Origin of the sequence: Plantibacter sp. PA-3-X8 (assembly GCF_003856975.1) — a bacterium.
GTDB lineage: Bacteria > Actinomycetota > Actinomycetes > Actinomycetales > Microbacteriaceae > Plantibacter > Plantibacter auratus.
The window spans coordinates 3,523,633-3,546,740 of record NZ_CP033107.1 but is presented as its reverse complement, the minus strand read 5'-3'; the positions used below and the strand labels follow the sequence as shown (position 1 = coordinate 3,546,740).

The window sequence follows — 23,108 nt, the reverse complement described above, 5'->3', positions numbered from 1 at the left end:
GCCGGGCTCATCCGCCGACGACGTCGCGCCGGTGCGTGGGTGCGAGGTCGGCCGAGGTCGCGACGGCGGGGATCGGCCAGGCGGGTTCCTGCTTCGTCTTCACGACGAGGAGCACCAGGAGGACCCAGCCGGATTCGATGAGCAACCGACTCTCCGCGACCGACTGCACGACGAGGGAGACCGCGATGAGGACGGGGGCGAGCGAGAGGGCCGTGTACGGCCGCCGTGCGTCGAGGTCGACGCGTGGACGGTCGACGGCCAGGAACCAGGTGCGCGTCAACATGGACAGGACGACCGCGGCGAAGAGCACGAGGCCGACGACGCCGAGTTGGAACCAGACGTCGAGCCAGGCGTTGTGCGCCTGGAGCTGTCGGACGCCGCGTCGGATGACGAGGTCGGTGAAGAGCGGCTCCCACGGTGCCCACGGGCTCGAGAAGCCCCAACCGAAGACCGGTCGCTGTTCGATGAGGCGCCACACGGTCGCCCAGATGTCGAGTCGACCGGTGAGGTCCGGGCTCTTCCCGAGGAGGCCGAGGAGCTGCGTCCGGAAGACGACCGCTCCCACCGCGCCGACGACCCCGATGCCGAGGAAGCCGAGGTACACCGGTGTCCTCGCCTCCGGGCGAGGTGCCCGACGGATCGCCAGTGCGGCGGCGAGCACCACCGCCGTCACCACGGCGGCGAGCAGGATGGTGGTCGAGAAGCTCAGGAGGAACATCACGACGGAGAGACCGAGGCGGATGAGCAGGGTCCAGCGACGTTCGGGGCCGGCCAGCCTGGCTGCGCCGGGCTCGTCGCGCCGCGCCGCCAGCCGAAGCCCGAAGACGATGATCCCGAGCAGCGCCACCACGGCGAGGAGGTTGGCGTTCCCCGAGATGCCCTGGATGCGTCCTCCGGAGAACAGGAGGTCCCGCGACCAGTAGTCGAGCAACGGCGGGTCCGCCGCGTCACCGGCGTAGAAGTTGGGGAGCACCGGGTGCCGGATGATCGCCGCGACGACGAACTCGAAGAGGAGGGAGAGTGACAGCACCCACGTCACGGCACGTCCGAGGACCCGGATGACCTCGGGCCAGGTGAAGCAGCCGGCGAGGGTCACTCCGAGGATGGTGCAGAGCGCCGCACCGAGCAGGGTCGCGGCTGTGCCGCTCGGGTAGGCGGACCAGGCGAGCGAGACGATCGACAGCACCCCGTAGCCGACGAGCGACCACGGCACCCGGGTGCGCCGCCACTTCGGGCGGACGACCATCAGGCACGCGAGCGCGGCACCACCTGAGACGAGTGCCACCGCCGTGTAGCCCCAGATGGTGAAGAGGTTCGTCCAGAACGTCCCGGCGAGAACTGCGAACGTCGCGAACACGGCGACGTGTCTGACGACGAGCGCGCGTGTCGTCAGCGCTGCCGGCGGGCGGGGCGGGGCGGGTTCGGTGGACAGCATCGTGCCCCCAGGGTAGCGGCTGCGGCCGGCACCGAGGCCCTGGTCCGGCCCGGTGGTCAGACGAACGCCGCGGTGCCGGTGATGGCCCGCCCGACGATGAGCGCGTTCATCTCCCGCGTGCCCTCATAGCTGTAGAGGGCTTCGGCATCCGCGAAGAACCGGGCGGCGTGGTAGTCCAGCACGATGCCGTTCCCACCCATGATCTCCCGTGCCCAGGCGACCGTCTCGCGCATCCGCGCGGTGCAGAACGCCTTGGCGAGCGCGGAGTGCTCGTCGCGCTGGGTGCCCTCGTCGAGCATCTGCGAGACCCGGACGCACATCGCCATCGATGCCGTGATGTTCCCGAGGCACTTCGAGAGGAGGTCCTGGATCAGCTGGTGGCCCGCGATCGGCTTGCCGAACTGCACGCGCTCCTTGGCGTAGGCGACCGCCGCCTCGTACGCGCCGACAGCGACGCCGACACTCGACCAGGCGACGCCGGCGCGGGTGAGCCGCAGGACCTTCGCCGTGTCGCGGAAGGAGTTCGCGTGCTGCAGCCGGAGGCGCTCGGGGACCCGGACATTTTCGAGGGTGATGTCGGCGTTCTGCACCATGCGCAGGCTGATCTTGCCCTCGATCTTGGTCGCGGAGTAGCCGGGGGAGTCGGTCGGCACGATGAAGCCCTTCACCTGACCGTCGGCCGTGTCCTTCGCCCAGATGATCGTGATGTCGCTGAAGGTCGCGTTGCCGATCCACCGTTTCGAGCCGGACAGGATCCAGTCGTCGCCGTCCCTCGTGGCCGTGGTGCGGAGCCCCTGTGCGCTGTCCGACCCCGACTGCGGCTCGGTGAGGCCGAACGCACCGAGGACCTCGCCCGAGGCGAGCTTCGGGAGCCACTCGTCCTGCTGCTCCTGCGAGCCGCACTCACTGATCGACCCCATGGTGAGACCGTCCTGCACGCCGACGAAGGTGGAGATCGACGCGTCGATCCGGGAGAGCTCCATCGAGGCGAGGCCGCGGAACACGGCGCTGTTCTCGAACGGCGTCGTCTCCGGCCAGGCCCACCGGGCGACGTCGAGCTCGAGGAGCGGGGTGATGAGGTGCTTCGGGAACTCGGCTCGCTCCCAGTACTCGTTCACGATCGGCTTCGCCTCGGTCTCGGCCCAGGCTCGGAGGCGGGCGATGGCCTCCTGCTCGGGAGCCGTCAGGAGGCTCTCGAAGCCGTAGAAGTCGCTGGCGAGGGGTTCGAAGATCATGGTCCGTTGCTCCATTGCGTCCGCTGGCGCCGGATCGGCGTCCCGGCCAGCCTAGGCAGGTGTGCTCGGCGCGGACAACGGCTTGGTAGTTTGGTGCACGGTGCCGGGCGACCGCGTCGCACGGCTTGTAGGACGACGCCAAGCGGCCCCAGGGTCCGGCTGGCGCGTCACCCTCGTCCGTCGAAAGGGCCCCACCATGTTCGTGCCGCTCCGTGCCACTCCTCGTGACTACGCGTGGGGGTCGTCGACGGCGATCGCGGAGGTGCTCGGGTCCGAGCCCTCGGGACGTCCGGAGGCGGAACTCTGGCTCGGCGCACACCCCGGGGCCCCGACGCCGATCGCGGATCCATCGACGGTGGGGGGACACGCCGACCTCGAACGTTGGCTCGCCGCCGATCCCGCCGCGCTCGGCGGGCGCGGCTCGCTGCCGTTCCTCCTCAAGGTCCTCGCAGCGGCCCATCCGCTCTCGCTGCAGGCCCACCCCGACCTGGACCGGGCCGCCGCGGGCTTCGCCGCCGAGAACGAACGCGGGGTGCCGCTCGACGCTCCGCACCGCAACTACAAGGACGCGCTCCACAAGCCGGAACTCATCGTCGCGCTCCGGGACGGCTTCGAGGCGCTCTGCGGGTTCCGCGAGCTCGCCGCGACCGATGCGCTGCTCGTCGACCTGGTGGCCTCGGCACCCGATCCGGCTGCGGCAGCGCGCATCACCATGCTCCGCGGGATGCTGGCCGCCCCCGACGGGCTCCGCGACACCGTGCGGATCCTGCTCGAACAGCTCCCCGGCGGGCTGCTCGACGCCCTCGTCGCGTCCGCCGCGGCTCCCGGGTCGGGTGCATTCGACGCCGAGCGGGCCCTGGTCGGGCGGCTCGCGGAGGAGTATCCGGGCGATCCCGGCATCGCGGTCGCCCTGCTCCTCAACCTCGTCACGTTGCGAGCCGGCGAAGCGCTCTACCTCCCCGCCGGCAACATCCACGCCTACCTCAGGGGGATCGGCGTCGAGCTCATGGCCGCGAGCGACAACGTCCTGCGCGGCGGGCTCACGCCGAAGCACGTCGACGTGCCCGAGCTGCTCGAGGTCCTGGAGTTCGAGCCGCGGCCGGTGCCGTGGCTGACCCCGACGGACCTGGGTGGGGGACGCAGCCTCTTCGTCCCGGACGTGCCGGACTTCGAGCTGCTGCGGGTGGATCTGCCCGCAGAGCCGTCCGAGCAGGATCCCTCGTTCCACCTCCCCGGACCCGGCATCGCGATCGTGACCGACGGTTCGGTGCGGATCACCGGAGCCACCTCGTCGGTGGAGCTCGCTCGAGGTGGCTACGCCTTCATCACGCCCGACGAGGCGGAACTGCGCTTCTCCGGGACCGGGACCCTCTTCCTCGCGACGACCCAGGGCTGACCGCCCGGCCGACTGGTCCGGTCCAGGTGGCTCAGGCGCTCTCCCGCATCCCGAAACTCCGCCGGTAGGCGGCGGGCGTGGTGCCGAGGACGCGGTCGAAGTGATGACGGAGGACCGCCGCGGTGCCGAACCCGGTGTCCGCAGCGATCCGCTCGACACCGTGGTCGGTGCGTTCGAGCATCTCCTGCGCTCGGAACAGGCGTTGCCGGTTCAACCAAGCGGCCGGCGTGCTGCCGAGCTCCGAGCGGAAGCGGCGCGCGAAGGTCCGCTCGGACATGTGCGCCTGCCGCGCGAGACGCCCGATGGGCAGGTCCTCGGCGAGGTGGTCGAGCATCCAGTCGACGACCGGGGCGAGCGACTCGCACTGCTGCGCCGCGACGGGGGAGAGGACGTACTGGGCCTGACCGCCGTCGCGCTGTGGCGGGACGACCATCCGGCGGGCGATGACGTTGGCGCTCGCCGCGCCGTACTCCTGTCGTACCAGGTGCAGACACGCGTCGATGCCGGCAGCGGTCCCCGCGCCCGTGATGACCTTGCGGTCCTCGACGAACAGCACGTCGGGGTCGACGGTGGTGCCCGGGAACATGGTCTGCTGCTCGCTGGTGTACATCCAGTGGGTCGTGCTGCGGCGACCGTCGAGCAGCCCCGCCTGACCGAGGACGAACGACCCGCTGCACACGCTGAGGACCCAGGCACCCCGCGCCTCCGCCGCTCGGAGGACGTCGAGGTAGGCCTCGTCGACCGCTCCGCCACGCGATCCGCCACGACCGGTGATCACCACGAGGTCCGCCTCGGCCGCGAAGGACAGGTCGTCGTCGACGATCATGTCGAAGCCCCGCGCACCGTCGTCGCTCAGGTTCATCCGGACCGGACCTGGGTCCTTCGTGACGATGCGGAGGTCGAAGGCGGGACCGCCCTGGTCCGACCGGTCGATGCCGAAGACCTCGCAGACGACGCTGAACTCGAACGGTTGCAGCCCCGGAATGGCGAGCAGGGCGACCTTCGACAGCATGGGACCTCCGGATGATCGTTTTGGCAGGAATGTGCTGCTTTGCGTCCATCCTGCCACTGGTGGCAGTTTTTCGCTATTCCTAGAGTTTCAGACATGTCCATCATCGCACTCGTCGTCGGCTTCCTCATCGTCCTCGTCGCGGTCGTCGCCTCCGCCGCGACCATCCGTGCCGTCCTGACGGACGGCTATCGCCGCGTCCCCGTCCGCCCCGCCGCACGGGGCACGCGCCTCCAGTAGTCTGGTCACTCCGTCTGCAGCACGGCAGGTGGAGGACTCCCTGGAGGAAGCATCGTGGCGTGGCTGGTGACGGGCGGAGCCGGATACATCGGAGCCCATGTGGTTCGGGCCTTCCAGGCGGAGGGGATCGACGTCGTCGTCCTCGACGACCTGTCGAGCGGGCACGAGCGCTTCGTCCCTGAGGGTGTGCCGTTCGTCCGCGGAACCCTGCTCGACGGCTCGGTCCTCGAGCGCACCTTCTCCGAGTTCGAGCTGAGCGGTGTCGTCCATGTCGCCGGGTACAAGTACGCGGGTGTCTCCGTGCAGCGCCCGCTCCACACCTACGCCCAGAACGTCACGGCCACCGCGATGCTGCTCGCCGCGATGGAGGAGCACCGGGTGGAGCGCATCGTCTTCTCGTCGAGCGCCGCGGTGTACGGGACGACGGACGTCGACCTGGTCACCGAGGACACCCCGAAAGCGCCCGAGTCGCCCTACGGCGAGTCCAAGCTCATCGGCGAGTGGCTGCTCCGCGACCAGGGTGTCGCCACCGGGCTGCGTCACACCTCGCTGCGGTACTTCAACGTCGTCGGTTCCGGGACGGACGAGGTCTACGACACGAGCCCACACAACCTCTTCCCACTCGTCTTCGACGCGCTTCTCGCCGGACGCACCCCACGCATCAACGGTGACGACTACCCGACGCCGGACGGCACCTGCGTCCGCGACTACCTGCACGTCGCGGATCTCGCGGCCGCGCACGTCGCCGCAGCCAAGCGGCTCGATGCGGGTGAGTCCCTCGAGGCCGCCTACAACCTCGGGAGCGGCGACGGGTCGAGCGTCGGCGAGATCATGACCGCGATGGCGGAGGTGACCGGGATCGACTTCACCCCCGAGATCATGCCGCGGAGGGCGGGCGACCCCGCGCGGATCGTCGCGTCCGGTGCGCTCGCAGCTCGCGATCTCGACTGGCGGATGCGACACGATCTGCGCCAGATGGTGGAGAGCGCATGGCGGGCCAGGCGCGCCGCCGACTGACGTCGCGCGACCGCATGATCCGCCCAGGCAGGCCCCGACACCCAGTTCGGGTCACACCCGGCGCGTCGCGAACCCTCACCTCGTGATTGAGGCTTTACGATGTGCGACTTGACTCGACCATAACTACAAGGGTGTAATTATGTATCGCGCCGCGTGGCGCAGGGTACGACTAGGTGGGGAGACGGTATGGCGATTCCTGAGTATCGTGCCGGAGTACCCGACGACTGGTTCGTCGATCCGGTCAATCTCGGAGTCCCCGGCGTCCGTCAGCCCGCTGCCGAGGGCGAGGACGACACCCAGCTCTCCTGGCAGACCGACGCGCTGTGCGCGCAGACCGACCCTGAGGCGTTCTTCCCCGAGAAGGGTGGCTCCACGCGCGACGCGAAGCGGATCTGCACCAGCTGCGACGTCAAGTCGCAGTGCCTCGAGTACGCACTCGCGAACGACGAGCGCTTCGGCATCTGGGGCGGCCTGTCCGAACGCGAGCGTCGCAAACTCCGCAAACGCGCCGTCTGACCCGTCGCCGGACGCTGACCGAACCGCTCCCGACTCACCGGAACACCCCCGATTCGGGGCGCGCCCGCTCGGTTCCCGCTCTTCCGGCCGGACCCGCTTAGTCTGAGTCCGATGTCTCCCCGAGTAACGGCGATTCTCGTGGTGCGCGACGGCTCAGAGCCGCTCGCACGCACGCTCGACGCCCTCCGTGCCCAGACCCGTCCGGCGGACGGGATCATCGCCGTCGCCACCCGCGCGAGTGAGGCGACGATCGAGGAACTCGGTCGCGTCCCCGGCATGAAGCTCGTGACCTCGACCGAGGACCTCAGCTTCGCGCAAGCTGTGGCCGCCGGCGTCCGCGTCACCGATCAGCCGGAGGACGCCGAGCAGATGCTCTGGTTGCTCTCCGAGGACACGGCTCCCGAGCCGACGGCGCTCGCCGCCCTGTTGGGCGCCCTCGAGGTCTCGCCGTCCGTCGGTGTGGCCGGCCCGAAGATCCTCGACTGGGACGACGCGTCGTTCCTTCGTCGCTACGGCGAGACGATCACCACCCTCGGGGCGGCGGTCCCGGTGGTCGAGGACGAGCTCGACCAGGCCCAGCACGACACGATGAACGACGTGATGGCGGTCGGTCCGGCCGGCATGCTCGTGCGCCATCAGCTGTGGGACCAGTTGGGCGGCTTCGACCAGGCCCTCGTGGCGGACGACGCCCTCGACTTCTGCATCAGGACCCGCCTCGCGGGCTACCTGGTCGCGGTCGTGCCGACGGCGCGGGTCGCCTCAGCCGGCGAAGGCATCGCCGGGCCCTCCTGGTCGAACCGGCTCGGCGCGCGTCGTCGTCGCCATCGCCAGGCCCGCGCCGCACAGCTCCACCGGCGTCTCGTCTATGCGCCCGGGATCATGGTCCCCGTGCACTGGCTCAGCCTCGTGCCCCTCGCCATCCTGCGGGTCATCGGCCACTTCGTGAAGAAGCAACCCGAGCTCGTGCTGGGCGAGCTCTCGGCGGCGTTCGCCGTCGCGTTCTCCGGAACGAAGGTCGGGAGTGCCCGGCGCCAGCTCGCGAAGAACCGGACCTTGGGCTGGTCGAGCATCGCCGGCCTGCGGATGCGACTCGACGAGGTCCGCCGCAAACGCGCGCTCGCGCGGGAGGCGACGCAGATCGGCTTCATCGGCGAGGAACGCGACCTCCGCTTCTTCTCCGGCGGAGGCGCCTGGGTCGTCCTCGCGACGGCGGTCATCGGAGCGGCGATCCTCGCTCCGCTCCTCGGAGCCACGTACCTCACCGGTGGGGGACTCCTCCCGCTCTCGGCGACCGTCGGCGAACTCTGGCAGCACATCGGCTTCGGGTGGCGCGACGTCGGTCTCGGCTTCGTCGGTGCCGCCGACCCGTTCAGTGCGGTCCTCGCGGTGCTCGGGACCATCACCTTCTGGCAGCCTTCGTTCTCCCTGGTCCTGCTCTTCCTGCTCGCGCTACCGCTCTCGGCGCTCGGCGCCTGGTTCGCCGCCACCCGGCTCACGGAGCGCAGCGGTCCTCGTGCGGTGGCGGCGCTGCTCTGGGCGCTCGCCCCGACGCTCCTGACCGCGCTCGCCGATGGCCGTCCCGCGGCCGTCATCGTCCATGTCCTGCTGCCCTGGCTCTTCTACGCGGGTGTGGTCGCGTCCCGGTCGTGGGCCGCAGCCGGCACGAGCGCCTTCCTGTTCGCAGCGATCACAGCGAGCTCGCCGTCCCTCGCCCCGGCGTTGCTCGTCATCTGGGTCGTCGCGATGGTCTTCGCCGGTCGAGGTGTCGCCAGGGTCGGACTCGTCCCGATCCCCGCCATCGCGCTGTTCGCCCCGCTCATCTGGCAGCAGGGGCTCCATCGCGACAACTGGCTCGGACTCCTCGCCGACCCGGGCGTCGCGACGCCCGGGACCGCGGCGTCCGGCTGGCAACTGTCCCTCGGCTTCCCCGGCGGCAGCCTGGGTGGATGGAGCCAGCTCGGCGCAGCGCTCGGGCTGCCGGGTGCGACTCCCGCCATCGTGGTACCCGCGCTGCTCGCGCCACTCGCGATCGTCGCTCTGCTGGCCCTGTTCCTTCCGGGCTCCAGACGGGCCGTCCCGTTGCTGATCGCGGCGTTCCTCGGACTCGTGTCGGCGGTGTTCGCCACGCATCTCCTCCTCGCCTCCGCCGCCGGAACGGCCGTCCCCGTCTGGGCCGGCGCGGCGATCAGCCTGTACTGGCTCGGGATCGTGGGTGCTGCGACCCTCGGCCTCGATCGCATCCCGCGGTTCCGGGCAGCCCCGGCGCTCGTCATGGTCCTCGCCGCCGCGGTGATCGCCCTCCCGCTCGCGCTCGCGCAGCCCCTCGGCACCTCGGTGGTCCGTGAGAGTTCCGGGCGGCAGCTGCCCGCCTACGTGACGGCCGCTACACAGACCGATCCGCGGCTCGGCACCCTCGTCATCACGCCCGGCGACGACGGGACCATCACCGCAGTCGTCATCCGTGGACAGGGGGAGACGCTCGACGGCCAGTCCACCATCGCCCAGACGGCCCCCGGCGTGTCCTCAGACGACCGCGTCGTCGCCGAGCTCGCCGGCAACCTCGCGTCGCAGAGCGGACTGGACCCGACGGAGACCCTCGTCGAGCACGGCATCGCCTTCGTGCTGCTGTCGCCGGTCGCCGACGGCGAAGAGCAGACGGCGGCGGGTCAGACCGCCGGCCGTGCGGCGAGCGCGCTCGACGCGAACGCGGCGCTGGTCGCCGTCGGTGACACGACGAGCGGGACGCTCTGGCGCACCGTCGCGGACGTCGGCACCGGTCCCGAGCTCCCCACGTCCAACGTGCTCGGCACCCTCATCGGTGTCGGCCTGGGCGTCGTGTTCCTCATCACCCTGCTCCTGAGCATCCCCAACGGTGCGTCCCGCGACGGGTACCGCGCGGGATCCAGGAAGCCGGCGAAGCTGAAGGGCCGTGCCGCTCGTAAGGCGGCCGCCTCCGGGGCGACGGTCGCGGTGATCGACGACGACGCGACCGGCACCTATGACGACGAGGAACCGACCGCCGATCTCGACGACGAGGCGGAGGGATCCGAGTCGGCCGACACCGCCGACGCGTCGACCCGCCCGCCCAAGCCGCGCTGGTGGCGTCGGGGTCAGGCCTCCGCCGAGGCGCCCGCGCCCGCGGCGGTGACTGCCGAACCAGCCGATGACGCCGAGTCCGTCGACGACCGTGCATCGACCGTCGACACCGGGTCGGTCACGGACGTCGCCGTCGACACGGACCGCGACGTGACCGGGTCGACTCCAGACGCCGACGCCGACGCCGACACGAACACGAACACCACAGCCGACGAGGTTCCCGACGAACCGGCGGTCGCCACGGGCGATGTCGCCGTGCCCGATCCGGATCCGAGCGACTCCACCGAGACGACGCCGGATCCCGACACCACCCGCCGGGACACCCCGGGAACGGAGCAGCCGCATGCCCAGTAAGCGCGGAGTCGCCATTACCTCCGGTCGGATCGTCACCGGCCTCGTCGGGATCGGGATCGCCGCGGTCACGATCGCAGCGGCTGGGCAGCTGCCCCTCCCGACGGTCGAGATCGCCCCTCAGGACATCCGAGTCACCCCGGTGGCCGGCGATCAGTCGGTCGTGTGCCCGGGGCCGCTGCTCGCCCTGGCCCAGGACGCGACGGCCGCCACGGCAGCCGGCTCCTTCGGCCCGGCGAGTGTCGACTTCGGAGCGAACGGGGTGACGCCCACGACGAGTGAGTTGGCAGCACCCGACAACACGAGCGGTGCGGCGGACGGCGGACCCACGGTGATCACCGTCCCCGGCGCGACCGACGGCACGGTGACGCCCCTGAGTGGCGCGCAGTCGCAGATCGCCGCCGAAGCCGAGGTCGCCGGTCTGGCGGCCGCCGCCTGCACGCCGGCATCGGCCGAGAGCTGGCTCGTCGGTGGTTCGAGCGACATCGGTCGTACCACCCTGATCCTCTTGAGCAACCCGTCGGCCGTCGACGCGAACGTGACCCTCGAGGTCTTCGGTGCCGCCGGGCGGATCGACGCTCCGGGTGCCGCCGGGATCGTCGTCGCCACCGGCACGCAGCGCGTGATCGCCCTCACCGGCCTCGCACCCAACGAGCCGACCCCGGTCGTGCACGTGACGAGCGAGGGCGGCCAGGTGGTGGCCGCGCTCCAGCAGAGCACGGTCCGCGTCCTGACCCCCGGTGGCGTCGAGGTCCAGGGGCCGACCGCGTCGCCTTCGACCGACCTCGTGATCCCCGGCGTCGTCGTCACGGCCCCCGCGGCCGCAGGGGCGAGCTCCGACACCGCGTCCGTCGACGACCGGGCCACGGCCCTCAGACTGTTCGCGCCGGGATCCGAGCCAGCCGACGTCGTCATCACCGCCACCCGGGAGAACGCGAAGGACGAGCCGATCGTCATCGACGCGACCATCCAGCCGGGCGTTCCCGGTGAGATCGCCCTGGCCGAACTCCCGGCCGGTGAGTTCTCGCTGGAGGTCACCTCGACCCGACCGGTGGTCGCGGCGGCCCGGACGAACTCGCGCGGCGGAACGCTCGAGGACTTCGCCTGGTTCGGAGCGACGCCCGCACTCGACGACACCGCGGCCCTCACGGTCCCCACCGGGCCGGGGCAGAAGCTCCACGTCTTCAACCCGTCTGGCTCCGACGCCGAACTCACGTTGACGGGGGCTGACGGCAAGGAGACCACGGCGAAGGTCGGCGCCGGAGCGGCGGTGACCATCGGCGTCGGCGCCGGTCAGAGCTACGTCCTCGCCGGGGCCGACGGCCTCCACGCCTCGATCAGTCTCGCCGCGGCGGGGCGGCTCACGTCGCTGCCGGTCACGCCGCCGAACCCGCTGGCGGCGCCGATCAGCGTCTACCCGCGCTGACCGCGGCGGCCTCGGGTCAGAGGAACCGGTACCGTTCCGGCCCGAGGTCCCAGGGGTCCTTGCCGAGGAGCTCGGCGACGGCGCGGAACACGCAGCTCTCCACCATCATGCGCTGATGCAGCTCGTCGTTCCGGTGGAGCTTGCTCATCCGCTGGATGGGCAACCGGTACAGGATGATGCGTCGGCGTGCTCGGTCGACGAACCAGCGGTCGACGCCGTCCGTCCCGGAGTTCTGCGCCGGCATCGCGCCGACCTCGAACCGGACGTCGGCGAGTTCGGCGGGCCAGGCTCCGCGGAGGTAGTCGGCGGTGGTGGCGACCGTCAGGTCGAACTGGTCGATCCGGGTGTCGATCGGTGGCACGTCCGGTCCGACGACGCTCGACCGACCGTTGCGACCGTGCCGTGATCGGCGGCGCGAGAGGGCGCCTCGCGTCTCCTCGTCAGCCTGCGCCATGCGTCCAGTCTAGGTGTGGTCGGCGGCCCGGTTCAGACCCGCTCGACCGGCGAGCCGGACGGTGCCGCCGGCGCCCGCGGGCTACGCTGGGGCAAATGGTGGACAGGATGTGTTCGAAGGTCGGCTGCTCGCGCGAGCCCGTGGCGACGCTGACCTACGACTACCGTGACTCGATGGCCGTCCTCGGGCCGCTGAGCATCGAGAAGAGCCCGCACAGCTACGACCTCTGCTCCATCCACGCCGTACGGCTGAGCGTGCCGCAGGGCTGGAGCGTCGTGAAGCACAGCGTCCTCGGCGACGTCGGCTACGGCTCCTGACCGTCGGCCCGCCACCGCGTGGTGCCGATCTCGGGCCCGACATGAAGGTCCACGACGCCTGACGGTCTGCGAGAATGGCGTCATGAGTTCTTCCGCACCGACTGCCCCCACGACCACCCTGCCCTACAAGGTGGCCGACCTGTCGCTCGCCGAGGCCGGCCGACACCAGCTCCGCCTCGCCGAGAACGAGATGCCCGGCCTGATGGCCCTCCGTGAGGAGTTCGGCGCGAGCCAGCCGCTCGCCGGTGCCCGCATCGCCGGTTCGCTGCACATGACGGTGCAGACCGCGGTGCTCATCGAGACGCTCGTCGCGCTCGGTGCCCAGGTGCGCTGGGCGAGCTGCAACATCTTCTCGACCCAGGACGAGGCGGCAGCGGCCGTCGCCGTCGGTCCGCACGGGACCGTCGAGGCACCGGCCGGCGTGCCGGTCTTCGCTTGGAAGGGCGAGACGCTCGAAGAGTACTGGTGGTGCACCGAGCAGATCTTCGACTGGTCGACCGAGGCCGCCGCGGCCGGAGCCGAGTGGACCGGACCCAACCTCATCCTCGACGACGGTGGCGACGCGAGCATGCTCGTCCACCAGGGCCGTCGGTTCGAGCTGGCCGGAGCGGTCCCCGACACGACCGACGCCGACAGCCACGAGTACAGCATCGTCCTCGACGTGCTCCGCCGTTCGCTCGCCGGCAGCAGCGACCGTTGGACGAAGGTCGCCGCCGACATCCTCGGCGTGACCGAGGAGACCACCACCGGTGTCCACCGCCTCTACGAGCTGGCGAAGCAGGGTGAGCTGCTGTTCCCCGCGATCAACGTGAACGACTCGGTCACGAAGAGCAAGTTCGACAACAAGTACGGCATCCGGCACTCGCTGCCGGACGGCCTCAACCGCGCGACCGACGTGCTCATCGGTGGCAAGGTCGTCTTCGTCGCGGGCTACGGCGACGTCGGCAAGGGTGCAGCTGAGGCCCTCCGCGGCCAGGGCGCTCGGGTCATCGTGTCCGAGGTCGACCCGATCTGCGCCCTCCAGGCGTCGATGGACGGCTTCCAGGTCGCGACCCTCGAGAGCGTCGCCGACCAGGTCGACATCATCGTGACGTGCACCGGCAACTTCAACGTCGTCACCCTCGATCACATCCTCGCGCTCAAGCACCTCGCGATCGTCTCGAACGTCGGGCACTTCGACAACGAGATCGACATGGCCTCGCTCGAGGCGCTCGAGGGCGCCGAGAAGATCGAGATCAAGCCCCAGGTCCACGAGTGGCGCCTCCCCACGGGGCGCAGCGTCCTCGTGCTCAGCGAGGGACGACTCATGAACCTCGGGAACGCGACGGGGCACCCCTCGTTCGTGATGAGCAACTCCTTCACGAACCAGGTGCTCGCACAGCTCGAGCTCTGGACGCGGATCGAGGAGTACCCGATCGGCGTGTACGTGCTGCCGAAGCACCTCGACGAGAAGGTCGCACGCCTGCACCTCGACGCGCTCGGCGTGCAGCTGACGACGCTCACGCGCGAGCAGGCCGACTACATCGGCGTGCCGGTCGAGGGCCCGTACAAGGTCGACCACTACCGCTACTAGGCGGTGCCGCCGGTTCCCCGCCTCAGCGGTCGGGGAACCGGTGCGGCTGACCGCTCAGCACCGGCTGGAGGAGTGACAGGCGCTGACGGGCCGCGAGTTGGGCCTGGTACTCGCGCTCCCGGCGGATGACGGAGACACCGACGAGGAACGCCTCCGGGGGAGCGATCGGCAGCGGCGACACGAATCGGGACACCTCTGCCGCGAGTTCGGCCGCCAATCGGGTCCTCGTGGCCGGGGTCAGTGAGCCGGCCTGCTTGAGGAACTGGGTGACGCGCCGCGCCAGCGGATCGGGCAGTCGGGCCACGTCGGCGCCGCCGGCCCAGGCGGCGAGCTGCGGTGGGATCATCGCGACGGGCTCCACCACCCGCGGCAGACGCTCACGTTGGCTGTAGGTCCCGGCGAGCACGTCGCCCAGACGCTTCGAGCGAGCACTGAGCAGGCCGGTGAGTGCGGCGATGCCGCCAGCTGTGGCGTAGATCTCGAAGTACCCGGTGAGGGCACGGATGAACGCGTGCCGGAAGCCGGGTGCACCGCCGTCGTCCCGGACGATGCGGGCACCGACCACGAGTCTGCCGAGCGACCGTCCGCGGGTGGCGATCTCGACCGCTGCCGGCAGGACGACGAGACAGAGCACCGTCAGGCCGAGCACGATGGCGGTGAACATCGCGGTGTCCATGGCGACCCCGGACAGGATCCAGGAGAACATCGCGAGCATGAGGCCGACGAACACGAGGATGGACACCACGTAGTCGATGATGGCGCCCGCCGCGCGCAGGATGAATCCGGTGGGCCGCACGTCGAGGGCGACCGCCTCGCCGGTGATCAGCTCGGTGCCGTCGTCCAGCGTCGTCTCGTGCAGCGGGACCCGGGCCGGTTCGGACATGTGCTCCATTCAAGCAGATGCGCGGGGGACCGGCCATGGAGCGCCACCACCGCGTAGCATGGCTGCGATGGACCTCGACGCCTACTCCGCAGCCCACCGCCAGGAATGGGACCGCCTCGACGCGCTCGGCAAGCAACGGTTCTTCAGCGGGCCGGAGGCCGATGAGCTGATCGACCGCTACCAGGCCGGAGCGACCCAGCTCTCCGCGATCAAGACGACGGCCGGATCGACCCTCGTCGGCGACCGCCTCTCGGTCTCGCTGTCGCGGGCGCGCCTCCGGTTCACCGGCGCCAGCGCGAACGTGTTGTCGAGTGTCCCGCGGTTCTTCGTCCTGGCGCTGCCGGCCGCGCTCTACCGGGTCCGGTGGGTGACCCTCGCCGTCGCGGTCGCGACGGTCGTCATCGCGACCCTGTACGCCGTCTGGATCGCCGGCAACCCGCAGGTCCTCGCGAACCTCGGTACCGACGCCCAGCTCAAGCAGTACGTCGAGGATGACTTCGTCGCCTACTACTCCAACAACCCGGCTGCGAGCTTCGCCGGCCAGGTGTGGACGAACAACGCGTGGATCGCAGCGCAATGCGTCGCGTTCGGCATCAGCGGTGTCTGGGTCCCGTACATCATCGTCACCAACGCCCAGGGTGTCGGGCAGGCCGCGGGGGTCATGTTCGCCTACGGCAAGGGCGACGTGTTCTTCGAGTACATCCTTCCGCACGGCATGCTCGAGCTCACCGCGGTGTTCGTCGCGGCAGCGGCGGGTCTCCGCATCTTCTGGGCCTGGGTGGCACCGGGGCCTCGGACGAGGGGCCAGGCGCTTGCCGAAGAGGGCCGAGCGCTGTTCACGATCGCCATCGGGCTGGTGATCGTGCTCTTCGTCTCGGGGCTCGTCGAGGGTTTCGTGACGCCCGCACCGTGGCCGTGGGCGGTCAAGATGCTCATCGGCGGGGGAGCGCTCGCCGCATTCCTGACCTACATGTGCTGGTGGGGCGGCCGCGCGTACCGCTCGGGCGAGCGCGGTGACCTGGCTGAGTTCGAGGCCGGCGCGAAGCGGATCGTCGCCGGCTGACGGCTACTCGCCGGCTTCGGATCGAGCGCGGCGCTCGGCGTTCCTCGCGTTGACCCGGGCGTTCTCGGCGTTCACCTCGGCGTGGACGGCGCGCTCCTGTACGAGCCAGGCGGGCAGCGTGCGGAGGAGCTCCTGGATCTGTTCGGTGGTCAACGCCTCGGTGATCTCGGCGCGAGCCAGACCGGAGGTCGACACGCCGAGCTTGCGGGCGACGACGTCGCGCGGGTGCGGTCCGTTCTTGCGGAGCTCGACGAGCCAGTCCGCCGGGTTCGCCTGCAGTTCGAGGAACGCCGACCGCGTGATCGGCTCCTCCTGGAACGACGCCGGGGTCGCCGGCAGGTAGACCCCGAGCTTCTTCGCCGCGGTCGCCGGTTTCATGATCTGTTCGCTCGCACCCATCCGCTCAGCGTACCCCGCTGCGGTGTCCTCGCCCAACCAGCCGGATCACCCGTCGACTGAGCTGCAGTAGTGTGGCAAGCCGAGCAGTGGAGGCTTCGATGGACAGGCGGGACGACCAGATCGACGGGATCGATGTCGGCGACGACGGGCTCGGTGCCGACACGGTGCCGGAGATCGTCCCGCCGGCGCTGACCGTCGCCTACGCGCGCGGCGTGAACCCAGGGAAGTGGGCGCGCATCTGGAGCGAGCGCCGTCCGGAGGACGAACTCCGCCTGATCCGAGTGGACCTCGACGAGCAGCGAGCGGTCCTGGTCAGCGGAGCGGCGGACGTCGTGCTCGCCCGGGTCCCGATCGACCAGGACGGGCTGAACACGATCGCCCTGTTCGAGGAGCTCCCCGTCGTCGTCTTCGCCAAGGGCGCTGCCCTCGGAGCCGAGGACACGGTCGGGATGGCCGCGCTCGCCGACGAGCAGCTGATCATGACGCCGCTCGTCTTGGAGTGGGCCGAACGTGCCGCCGTGCTCGGGTTCGACGCCCCGGCGGCCCCGTTGACCGACGACCCGGAGGCAGCGGTCGAACTGGCCGCGTCCGAGGTCGGGATCGTCGTGGTCCCGCAGTCGGTCGCGCGACTGCACCAGCGGAAGGACGTGGAGTACCGTCCGATCGTCGGTCTTCCTTCGATCCCGGTCGTGCTGGTCTGGCCGCAGGACCGCGAGGACGAAGCCGTGGAGGAGTTCATCGGCATCGTGCGCGGACGCACGGCCAACAGCTCGCGACGGTCCGCCCCAACCGAGCAGGCCGCCGCTCCTGCACCGCAGCAGGACGCGAGACGACGGAAGGCGCCGAAGGCCGGTTCGACCCAGGGCACCGCCGCCGGGACGAGCCGAGGCGCCCAGCTCGCCGCGCGGAAGGCCAAGCAGGAGGAGCTCGCCCGGGAACGCCGCAAGAAGCGCAAGGGCCGCTGACCCGTCGATCCGGTTCCGGCCGGCGCTCGGAGGAAGCCGATCGATCGGCAACGGATCGGGCTAGAGCCGACCGGAGGCCTTGAGCGCGATGTAGGCGTCGGCGAGCGCCGGGGGCAGGGTCTCCGGCGAACCGGTGACGACGTCGGCCCCGAGCTGTCTGATCGCCGCGGACACGCGTTCGATGTCCAGCAGGGCGCGTTCGGCCGCAGCGGCGCGGTAGACGGTCTCTCGGTCGCCGCGGTCGCGCGTGGCCTCGAGGGTCGCCGGGTCGACGACGCTCGTCACGACGACCGTGTGGCGCTGCGTGAGCTGGGGGAGGACGGCGAGGAGCCCGCGCGCGGCCCCGGGGGCGTCGATCGAGGTCTGCAGGACGACGAGGGCGCGCTGGTTCGTGATCTGCCTGACCTGGCCTGGGACGGCGTCCCAGTCGGTCTCGATGAGTTCCGGGTCGACGAGCGCCATCGCATCGACCATCCTGGAGAGGAGTTCGGCGCCGGTCGCCCCCTGGACGCGACCACGCACGCGACGGTCGTAGGCGAGATAGTCGATGCGGTCGCCTGCTCTCGTGGCGAGAGCGGCCAGGAGGAGCGCGGCTTCGAACGCGGTGTCGATGCGCGGCTCGTCGGCGATACGCGCGGCGGAGGTGCGGCCGGTGTCGGTGACGATGACGACCCGGCGGTCGCGCTCGGGCCGCCAGGTGCGGATCATGACGTCGCCGCGTCGTGCCGTGGCACGCCAGTCGATCGAACGGACATCGTCACCTCGCACGTATTCGCGGAGGGAGTCGAACTCGGTGCCCTGACCGCGGACCATGACGCTCGTCGCGCCGTCGAGCTCGCGGAGGCGTGCGATCCGGCTCGGGAGGTGCTTCCGGGAGTTGAACGCCGGCAGGACCCGGAGGTGCCCGGCGCTGTTCAGCGTCCCCTGTCGAGCCAGGAGACCGAGCGGACCGAACGACCGCACCGTGACCTGGGACACCCGTCGCTCGCCCCGACGGAACGGGGTGAGCACCAGGCTGACGCTCCGTCGCTCCCCGGGCGGGAGGTCGACGCGGAGCCGCCCGGTGGGTGCGCCGGCCGACGGCTGCCAGGCGTCGCGCACCAGCGCCCGGACGCGGCGACCTCCGCGGTTGGTGAGGAAGAGGGTGCTCGTCGCCGAGTCACCGAGCCTGACCCGGGACGGCAGCTGCCGCTGCAGGACGATGTCCCGAGGCGAACCGGCGACCACGAGGTCGAGCGCTCCGAGCGCGGCGGCGAGCACGAGCCACGCGATGAACGCCGGAGCTGCGTCGCCCGTGAGCACGCCGAGCACCACGATCGGCACGATGCCGAACGCGACGAGCGCGACGAACCTCCCGGTGACGGCCATCTAGATGGGCACCTGCACCTGCTGCATGATCGAACGCAGGATCGCGTCGACCGAGACACCCTCGAGCTCGGCCTCGGGCCGCAGCTGCATGCGGTGGCGCCACACCGGGAGGACCATCGTCTGCACGTGGTCGGGGGTGATCGACTGGTAGCCGCTCAGCCAGGCCCAGGCCTTCGCCGACGCGAGGAGGGCGGTCGTCCCTCGAGGGCTGACCCCGAGCCGGACGGACGGGCTGCGCCGAGTGGCGCGCGCGAGGTCGACGATGTAGGCGAGGACGTCGGCGCTGGCACCCACGCGTCCGACCTCGAGCTGCGCCGCCCGCAGATCGGCCGCGCCCATGACCGGCCTGACACCCGCGGCCGTGAGGTCGCGCGGGCTGAACCCGGCGGAATGCCGTCGGAGCACCTCCACCTCGACGTCGCGTTCGGGCACGTCGAGGACGAGCTTCAGCAGGAAGCGGTCGAGCTGCGCCTCCGGGAGCGTGTAGGTGCCCTCGTACTCGATCGGGTTCTGCGTGGCGGCCACGATGAACGGGTCCGGGAGTGGGAGCGAACGGCCGTCGACGCTGACCTGGCGCTCCTCCATCGCCTCCAGCAGGGCGGACTGGGTCTTCGGGGGTGTGCGGTTGATCTCGTCGGCGAGCAGGATGTTCGTGAACACCGGGCCCTCGCGGAACTCGAACTCGCCGGTCTTGGCGTCGTAGACGAGCGAGCCGGTGACGTCGCCGGGCATGAGGTCGGGCGTGAACTGCACGCGCTTCGTGTCCAGACTCAGCGCGTGGCTGAGCGATCGGACGAGGAGCGTCTTCGCGACGCCGGGCACACCCTCGAGGAGCGCGTGGCCCTTGGCGAGGAGCGCGATGACGAGCCCGGTGACGGCGGCGTCCTGACCCACGACGGCCTTGCCGACCTCGACGCGGACCTGGGCGAGGGCTCGCCGGAGGTCGTCGGGGTGCGGTGCGGTGGATCCTGGCACGGGGGCGTCGGTCATGGATGGTTCCTTCCGGTGAGGTCCGTGGCGCGCGCGACGGCGGCTTCGAGATCGAGCAGGTGATCGGACAGGGAGACGAGGTCGGCGTCGCTCGTCGGTACGGCGTCGAGCAGGACGGACCGCACGTGCCGAGGATCGAGTCCGGCGAGTCCGGCGACCGTGTCGGCGACCTCGACGACCGAGGCGTGGCGGGAGAGGCCTGCGGCGACCGCGAGGCGGGACACGGTGCCGATCCGCAGCGCGTCGAGCGCCCGCTGACGGTTGCCGGACCGCTGGTAGAGGCGTGCGCGCCCCTCCATCGTCTCGCTCGCGCGGACCGCGACGGGCAGGTCCTCGATGACGAGCGGGCCGAAGCGTCGCCCGCGCCAGAACATGGCCAGGATCGCCGTGACGACGACGGTGCCGGTGACTCCGGCGACCCAGCTCGGCGTCAGCTCGTCGAGGCTCGGGGGACCGGTGACCGGCACGTCGGCGAGGCTCGGCAGGTACCAGACCAACTGCTCGGTGGAGCCGAGCAGGCCGAGCGCCAGGGCGGCGTTCCCCGCCCGGTCGATGACATCGTTCGTCAGGGCGTCGGCCGAGCCGAGCAGCACCCGTGCGCCGTCCGCCTGCGTCACGACCGCGCTCCCGCCGCTGTCGGCCGTGAAGCAGCCGTCGGCGTCAGCGTCGGTGGTCGTGTACAGCGTCCAGCCACCGGTGACCGTCCCGGCCCGCTCGGCGGTGGGGTCGCCGCAGTCGGACGACAGGACGTCGGTGGCATCCGAGCTGCCCGCGAACGAGACGCCGGGGAACAGGGTGCGGAGCGCCGCGGCTCGCGGGGTGACGACGACGAGTCCGGCGTCGGCGTCGCCCAACCGCTCGAGCTGCGAGGCGTCGAGCAGTCCGCTGGGATCGAACAGGAGGACGGTGCTGTCGGTGTCCTCGACCGCCTCGAGTGTCGCGTCGAGCGTGGTGGTCTCCGTCACGGTGACGCCCTCCTGGCGGAGCACCTGCGCGAGCGCGCGGCCGCCGTTCGGGGTCTGGTTTCCGGGGCTGAGCAGCGCCGCGTCGATCGATGCGCCTCGCGTGGCGAACATGAGCACGAGGGCGATCCCGACCGCGAAGACCGCCGCGACGATCCAGAACCGGTTCCGCCGCAGCCGGGTTCGCAGCCGAGGCGTGGCGACGTCGGGCTCGGGCTCCCGCTGCACCATGGGCTTCGTCGTGAGCGTCACCGGACCAGCTCCTCGGGGTCGGCGAGCAGCTGCGGCGCGGCGGCGGAGAGCCGGGCGTCGAGCGCTTCGAGCTCACGGTACTGTGCCTCGGTGCCCGTCGCCTCGAGGTAGCGGACGGCGTCGAAGACGTCCGCGGCCTCCGCGAGCGCCCGCCCGTCCTGCGGGAACGCGGCCGCCGCCCGGGCGGCGAAACCGTGCGCCGTCGTGCCGGGGGTGACCACGACGATCGTCCGCTCGGACAGTCCGCGAGCGATCGCCCGGTACAGCTCCTGGAGCGCGAGAGTCCAGTCGCCGGCCGCGGCGGCGGTCCTCGCGTCCTGGCGCAACCGATCGGCGGTCCGATCGTCGCGTTCGCCGAAGAGGTCGAGCTGACGGGCGCTCCGTCGGTTGAGGCGGGGGACGCCCCACACGATGAACGCGATGACGATTCCGACGACGACCACGGTCATCGCGATGATCGGGAACAGGCCAGTGAAAGGGCCCTCACCCGGCACCCGGAGGGAGTTCACCCAGTCCCAGAACGCCTTCGAGACGATGTCCCACAACGTCGGTTGCGCTGTCTGGTACTCGGGCTTCGACAGCTCACGCTGCAGGAGGTCCCGGGCGCCCGGTGCGTCAGGGACGAGCGGGACGTCGAGGCGCGACGCGAGGAACAGTGGGCTCATCGGGTCGCTTTGCCTCCGGCGGCGGCGACGTCGAAGGGGTTGTCGACCGTCTCGCGACCGCCGGCGCGCGCCTCGACGAACCGCGCGAGGTCGAGGTCGAGCCCCTCCTTGCGCATCCGCAGGTCCACATAGATGACCGCCGACGTGGCACTGATGACGACGACCGTGATCGCACCGATGATGACGGAGACGAGCAGGGAGAGGCCCTGCGCGGCGATGGTGGCGACGATCATGGTCGCCTCCGAGTCCACCCCGACGAACAGCACGGGGACGAGACTGGCGAGCAGGCTGATCGGGGTCGCGACGACCTGCGACGCGACACTGACGACCGAGGAGACGAGGAACTGGACGCCGAAGGTCCGCCAGAAATAGCCGTCGGTCAGGCGCCAGGAGCGAGCGAGCGAGGCGAAGACCTTGCCGTTCTCGAGGACGATGATGCTCGGTGTGAGGGAGAACTTCGTCCCGAGCCACACGGAAGCGGCGATCAGGACGAGCAGTGCGCCGATGCCCATGACCACCGTCAGGGCCACGCCCGCGGTCCCGCCGAGACCGGTCAGCACGAATCCGAGGCCAACCGCGACGGCGATGAACACCGTCACGACACCGATCAGGAGGAAGGTGTAGCCGATGAGCGGCAGGAACCGCGCCTTCGTGCGCCGCCAGAGCACGCCGAGCGGCAATTTCTCGCCGAGGGTGCCGCGAGCGACCTCTTGCGCGATGATCCCCTGCAGGATCGCGCTGCCGGCGATCGAGACCGCCACCGGGATGAGGAAGGACAGGATGATGGCCGTGATCGCCCCGGCGCTGATGGCGTCCTCCTCGCCAGGGGCCGCCTGCGACAGCCGGCTCAACGAGAGCCAGGTGACGACGCCGACGATGACGAGGGAGAGGACGGCGGTGAGACCCTGCAGCAGGAGGGCGCTGCCGAACGTGGCCTTCGGGTTGCGTCGCAGGACAAGGAAGGGGGCGCCGAACAGGTCGCTGAAGGACAGTGGCCGGAGCGGGATGAGCCCCGGCTTCGGCGGTGGTGCCCATCCCTGCTGGGGACCCGGGGCCCAGGACGCGCCGGTCGCGTACGGGTTCGCGTCGTAGGCGGCGGTCGGAGCCGAGGGAGGGGTCCCGTACCCGGGCTGCTGAGCCTGGGGGTAGGGCTGGGTGTACCGGGGCTGGACCTGCTGCGGGTACGGCTGCTGGCCGTATCCCGGCTGTGGGTACGCCGCCTGCGCCGGATACGCGGGCTGTTGCGGGTGTCCCTGCTGCGGCGGGTACCCGGGCTGCTGCTGGTATCCCTGCTGCGGCGGGTACCCGGGCTGCTGTGGGGCTCCCTGCGGCGGCGGCGGATAGCCGGGCTGCTGTGGATGCCCCTGATGCAGTGGCAGCGGCTGCGGTGTCGCCTGCTCCGGCGCCACCGGCTGTCGTGGCCCCTGCGGGGTCGCCCACGGGTTCGGATCCTGATCGCCCATCTCGCCCCCGGCTCGCTGTTCCGTGTCCATCAG

At 70.9% G+C, this 23,108-nt stretch carries 21 protein-coding genes; 10 read left to right on the top strand and 11 right to left on the bottom strand.

From position 1 onward, the window contains the following. Positions 1–7 precede the first annotated feature (7 nt). Together EAO79_RS16675 and EAO79_RS16670 are read right to left on the bottom strand one after the other, a co-directional pair. Positions 8–1,435 (bottom strand): O-antigen ligase, encoded by a 1,428-nt coding sequence (locus tag EAO79_RS16675; RefSeq protein WP_124769655.1) that lies wholly within the window; start codon positions 1,433–1,435, stop codon positions 8–10. A gap of 56 nt (positions 1,436–1,491) precedes the next feature. Then, entirely contained in the window at positions 1,492–2,670 is a 1,179-nt protein-coding gene (locus tag EAO79_RS16670; RefSeq protein ID WP_124769654.1) for an acyl-CoA dehydrogenase family protein, read from the bottom strand. A 196-nt stretch (positions 2,671–2,866) separates the two neighbouring features. On the opposite strand from EAO79_RS16670, the gene manA reads away from it, so the two are divergent. Beyond that, positions 2,867–4,066, top strand: coding sequence for a mannose-6-phosphate isomerase, class I (gene manA / locus EAO79_RS16665; protein ID WP_124769653.1), 1,200 nt, complete (start codon positions 2,867–2,869; stop codon positions 4,064–4,066). A 31-nt stretch (positions 4,067–4,097) separates the two neighbouring features. On the opposite strand, the gene EAO79_RS16660 is transcribed toward manA, so the two are convergent. Further along, on the bottom strand, positions 4,098–5,078 hold the full coding sequence (locus EAO79_RS16660; RefSeq protein ID WP_124769652.1) for a GlxA family transcriptional regulator: 981 nt from the start codon (positions 5,076–5,078) through the stop codon (positions 4,098–4,100). A 93-nt stretch (positions 5,079–5,171) separates the two neighbouring features. Here EAO79_RS16660 and EAO79_RS19130 point away from each other — a divergent pair, with 93 nt between their 5' ends. The 5 genes from EAO79_RS19130 to EAO79_RS16640 all read left to right on the top strand — a co-directional run bounded on the left by EAO79_RS19130 (position 5,172) and on the right by EAO79_RS16640 (position 11,721). Beyond that, the gene (locus EAO79_RS19130) at positions 5,172–5,315 is read left to right on the top strand and encodes a hypothetical protein (protein ID WP_159879355.1); all 144 of its coding nucleotides are present in this window, start codon (positions 5,172–5,174) and stop codon (positions 5,313–5,315) included. 54 nt (positions 5,316–5,369) lie between these two features. Then, positions 5,370–6,332 (top strand): UDP-glucose 4-epimerase GalE, encoded by a 963-nt coding sequence (gene galE, locus EAO79_RS16655; protein WP_124769651.1) that lies wholly within the window; start codon positions 5,370–5,372, stop codon positions 6,330–6,332. Positions 6,333–6,518: 186 nt separating this feature from the next. Next, positions 6,519–6,848, top strand: a complete 330-nt coding sequence (locus tag EAO79_RS16650) for a WhiB family transcriptional regulator (RefSeq protein WP_079002812.1) — start codon at positions 6,519–6,521, stop codon at positions 6,846–6,848. A 111-nt stretch (positions 6,849–6,959) separates the two neighbouring features. Further along, positions 6,960–10,298, top strand: a complete 3,339-nt coding sequence (locus tag EAO79_RS16645; RefSeq protein WP_124769650.1) for a glycosyltransferase — start codon at positions 6,960–6,962, stop codon at positions 10,296–10,298. Further along, positions 10,288–11,721 (top strand): DUF5719 family protein, encoded by a 1,434-nt coding sequence (locus EAO79_RS16640; RefSeq protein ID WP_124769649.1) that lies wholly within the window; start codon positions 10,288–10,290, stop codon positions 11,719–11,721. The genes EAO79_RS16645 and EAO79_RS16640 overlap by 11 nt, the downstream gene beginning before the upstream one ends. Before the next feature lie 16 nt (positions 11,722–11,737). On the opposite strand, the gene EAO79_RS16635 is transcribed toward EAO79_RS16640, so the two are convergent. Further along, complete coding sequence (locus EAO79_RS16635) at positions 11,738–12,175, bottom strand: metallopeptidase family protein (RefSeq protein ID WP_064295223.1); 438 nt, start codon at positions 12,173–12,175, stop codon at positions 11,738–11,740. A gap of 107 nt (positions 12,176–12,282) precedes the next feature. Between EAO79_RS16635 and EAO79_RS16630 the strand changes: the two genes are divergently transcribed. Next, the gene (locus EAO79_RS16630) at positions 12,283–12,492 is read left to right on the top strand and encodes a DUF3499 family protein (RefSeq protein WP_369808449.1); all 210 of its coding nucleotides are present in this window, start codon (positions 12,283–12,285) and stop codon (positions 12,490–12,492) included. Between the two features lie 82 nt (positions 12,493–12,574). Continuing rightward, positions 12,575–14,065 carry an adenosylhomocysteinase gene (ahcY, locus tag EAO79_RS16625; protein ID WP_124769648.1) on the top strand — a complete coding sequence of 497 codons (1,491 nt, stop codon included), beginning with the start codon at positions 12,575–12,577 and terminating at the stop codon, positions 14,063–14,065. Positions 14,066–14,087: 22 nt separating this feature from the next. On the opposite strand, the gene EAO79_RS16620 is transcribed toward ahcY, so the two are convergent. Then, positions 14,088–14,948 carry an RDD family protein gene (locus EAO79_RS16620; RefSeq protein ID WP_085513390.1) on the bottom strand — a complete coding sequence of 287 codons (861 nt, stop codon included), beginning with the start codon at positions 14,946–14,948 and terminating at the stop codon, positions 14,088–14,090. Between the two features lie 67 nt (positions 14,949–15,015). On the opposite strand from EAO79_RS16620, the gene EAO79_RS16615 reads away from it, so the two are divergent. Then, positions 15,016–16,011, top strand: a complete 996-nt coding sequence (locus EAO79_RS16615; protein ID WP_079707261.1) for a stage II sporulation protein M — start codon at positions 15,016–15,018, stop codon at positions 16,009–16,011. 3 nt (positions 16,012–16,014) lie between these two features. On the opposite strand, the gene EAO79_RS16610 is transcribed toward EAO79_RS16615, so the two are convergent. Then, positions 16,015–16,410, bottom strand: coding sequence for a DUF5997 family protein (locus tag EAO79_RS16610; protein WP_056012681.1), 396 nt, complete (start codon positions 16,408–16,410; stop codon positions 16,015–16,017). Between the two features lie 98 nt (positions 16,411–16,508). Between EAO79_RS16610 and EAO79_RS16605 the strand changes: the two genes are divergently transcribed. After that, on the top strand, positions 16,509–17,375 hold the full coding sequence (locus tag EAO79_RS16605; protein ID WP_124769647.1) for a LysR family substrate-binding domain-containing protein: 867 nt from the start codon (positions 16,509–16,511) through the stop codon (positions 17,373–17,375). A 60-nt stretch (positions 17,376–17,435) separates the two neighbouring features. Here the strand turns inward: EAO79_RS16605 and EAO79_RS16600 are convergent, their stop codons facing one another. From EAO79_RS16600 to EAO79_RS16580, 5 genes are read right to left on the bottom strand one after another with little or no spacing between them, the layout of a single operon-like run. Beyond that, positions 17,436–18,743, bottom strand: coding sequence for a DUF58 domain-containing protein (locus tag EAO79_RS16600; protein WP_124769646.1), 1,308 nt, complete (start codon positions 18,741–18,743; stop codon positions 17,436–17,438). Beyond that, positions 18,744–19,733 carry a MoxR family ATPase gene (locus EAO79_RS16595; RefSeq protein WP_124769645.1) on the bottom strand — a complete coding sequence of 330 codons (990 nt, stop codon included), beginning with the start codon at positions 19,731–19,733 and terminating at the stop codon, positions 18,744–18,746. After that, the gene (locus EAO79_RS16590; RefSeq protein WP_124769644.1) at positions 19,730–20,947 is read right to left on the bottom strand and encodes a DUF4350 domain-containing protein; all 1,218 of its coding nucleotides are present in this window, start codon (positions 20,945–20,947) and stop codon (positions 19,730–19,732) included. Before EAO79_RS16590 ends, EAO79_RS16595 begins: the two co-directional genes overlap by 4 nt. Next, positions 20,944–21,612 (bottom strand): DUF4129 domain-containing protein, encoded by a 669-nt coding sequence (locus EAO79_RS16585; protein ID WP_124769643.1) that lies wholly within the window; start codon positions 21,610–21,612, stop codon positions 20,944–20,946. The genes EAO79_RS16590 and EAO79_RS16585 overlap by 4 nt, the downstream gene beginning before the upstream one ends. Continuing rightward, positions 21,609–23,105 (bottom strand): hypothetical protein, encoded by a 1,497-nt coding sequence (locus EAO79_RS16580; protein WP_124769642.1) that lies wholly within the window; start codon positions 23,103–23,105, stop codon positions 21,609–21,611. The genes EAO79_RS16585 and EAO79_RS16580 overlap by 4 nt, the downstream gene beginning before the upstream one ends. Between the last annotated feature and the right edge of the window lie 3 nt (positions 23,106–23,108).

Coding starts and splice junctions, on each gene's coding strand:
- manA (WP_124769653.1), top strand. CDS start 2,867: ATGTTCGTGCCGCTCCGTGCCACTCCTCGTGACTACGCGTGGGGGTCG.
- ahcY (WP_124769648.1), top strand. CDS start 12,575: ATGAGTTCTTCCGCACCGACTGCCCCCACGACCACCCTGCCCTACAAG.
- EAO79_RS16670 (WP_124769654.1), bottom strand. CDS start 2,670: ATGATCTTCGAACCCCTCGCCAGCGACTTCTACGGCTTCGAGAGCCTC.
- EAO79_RS16640 (WP_124769649.1), top strand. CDS start 10,288: ATGCCCAGTAAGCGCGGAGTCGCCATTACCTCCGGTCGGATCGTCACC.
- EAO79_RS16635 (WP_064295223.1), bottom strand. CDS start 12,175: ATGGCGCAGGCTGACGAGGAGACGCGAGGCGCCCTCTCGCGCCGCCGA.
- EAO79_RS19130 (WP_159879355.1), top strand. CDS start 5,172: ATGTCCATCATCGCACTCGTCGTCGGCTTCCTCATCGTCCTCGTCGCG.
- EAO79_RS16645 (WP_124769650.1), top strand. CDS start 6,960: ATGTCTCCCCGAGTAACGGCGATTCTCGTGGTGCGCGACGGCTCAGAG.
- EAO79_RS16595 (WP_124769645.1), bottom strand. CDS start 19,733: ATGACCGACGCCCCCGTGCCAGGATCCACCGCACCGCACCCCGACGAC.
- EAO79_RS16675 (WP_124769655.1), bottom strand. CDS start 1,435: ATGCTGTCCACCGAACCCGCCCCGCCCCGCCCGCCGGCAGCGCTGACG.
- EAO79_RS16580 (WP_124769642.1), bottom strand. CDS start 23,105: ATGGACACGGAACAGCGAGCCGGGGGCGAGATGGGCGATCAGGATCCG.
- EAO79_RS16615 (WP_079707261.1), top strand. CDS start 15,016: ATGGACCTCGACGCCTACTCCGCAGCCCACCGCCAGGAATGGGACCGC.
- EAO79_RS16600 (WP_124769646.1), bottom strand. CDS start 18,743: ATGGCCGTCACCGGGAGGTTCGTCGCGCTCGTCGCGTTCGGCATCGTG.
- EAO79_RS16605 (WP_124769647.1), top strand. CDS start 16,509: ATGGACAGGCGGGACGACCAGATCGACGGGATCGATGTCGGCGACGAC.
- EAO79_RS16620 (WP_085513390.1), bottom strand. CDS start 14,948: ATGTCCGAACCGGCCCGGGTCCCGCTGCACGAGACGACGCTGGACGAC.
- EAO79_RS16660 (WP_124769652.1), bottom strand. CDS start 5,078: ATGCTGTCGAAGGTCGCCCTGCTCGCCATTCCGGGGCTGCAACCGTTC.
- EAO79_RS16610 (WP_056012681.1), bottom strand. CDS start 16,410: ATGGGTGCGAGCGAACAGATCATGAAACCGGCGACCGCGGCGAAGAAG.
- EAO79_RS16585 (WP_124769643.1), bottom strand. CDS start 21,612: ATGAGCCCACTGTTCCTCGCGTCGCGCCTCGACGTCCCGCTCGTCCCT.
- EAO79_RS16630 (WP_369808449.1), top strand. CDS start 12,283: ATGTGTTCGAAGGTCGGCTGCTCGCGCGAGCCCGTGGCGACGCTGACC.
- EAO79_RS16650 (WP_079002812.1), top strand. CDS start 6,519: ATGGCGATTCCTGAGTATCGTGCCGGAGTACCCGACGACTGGTTCGTC.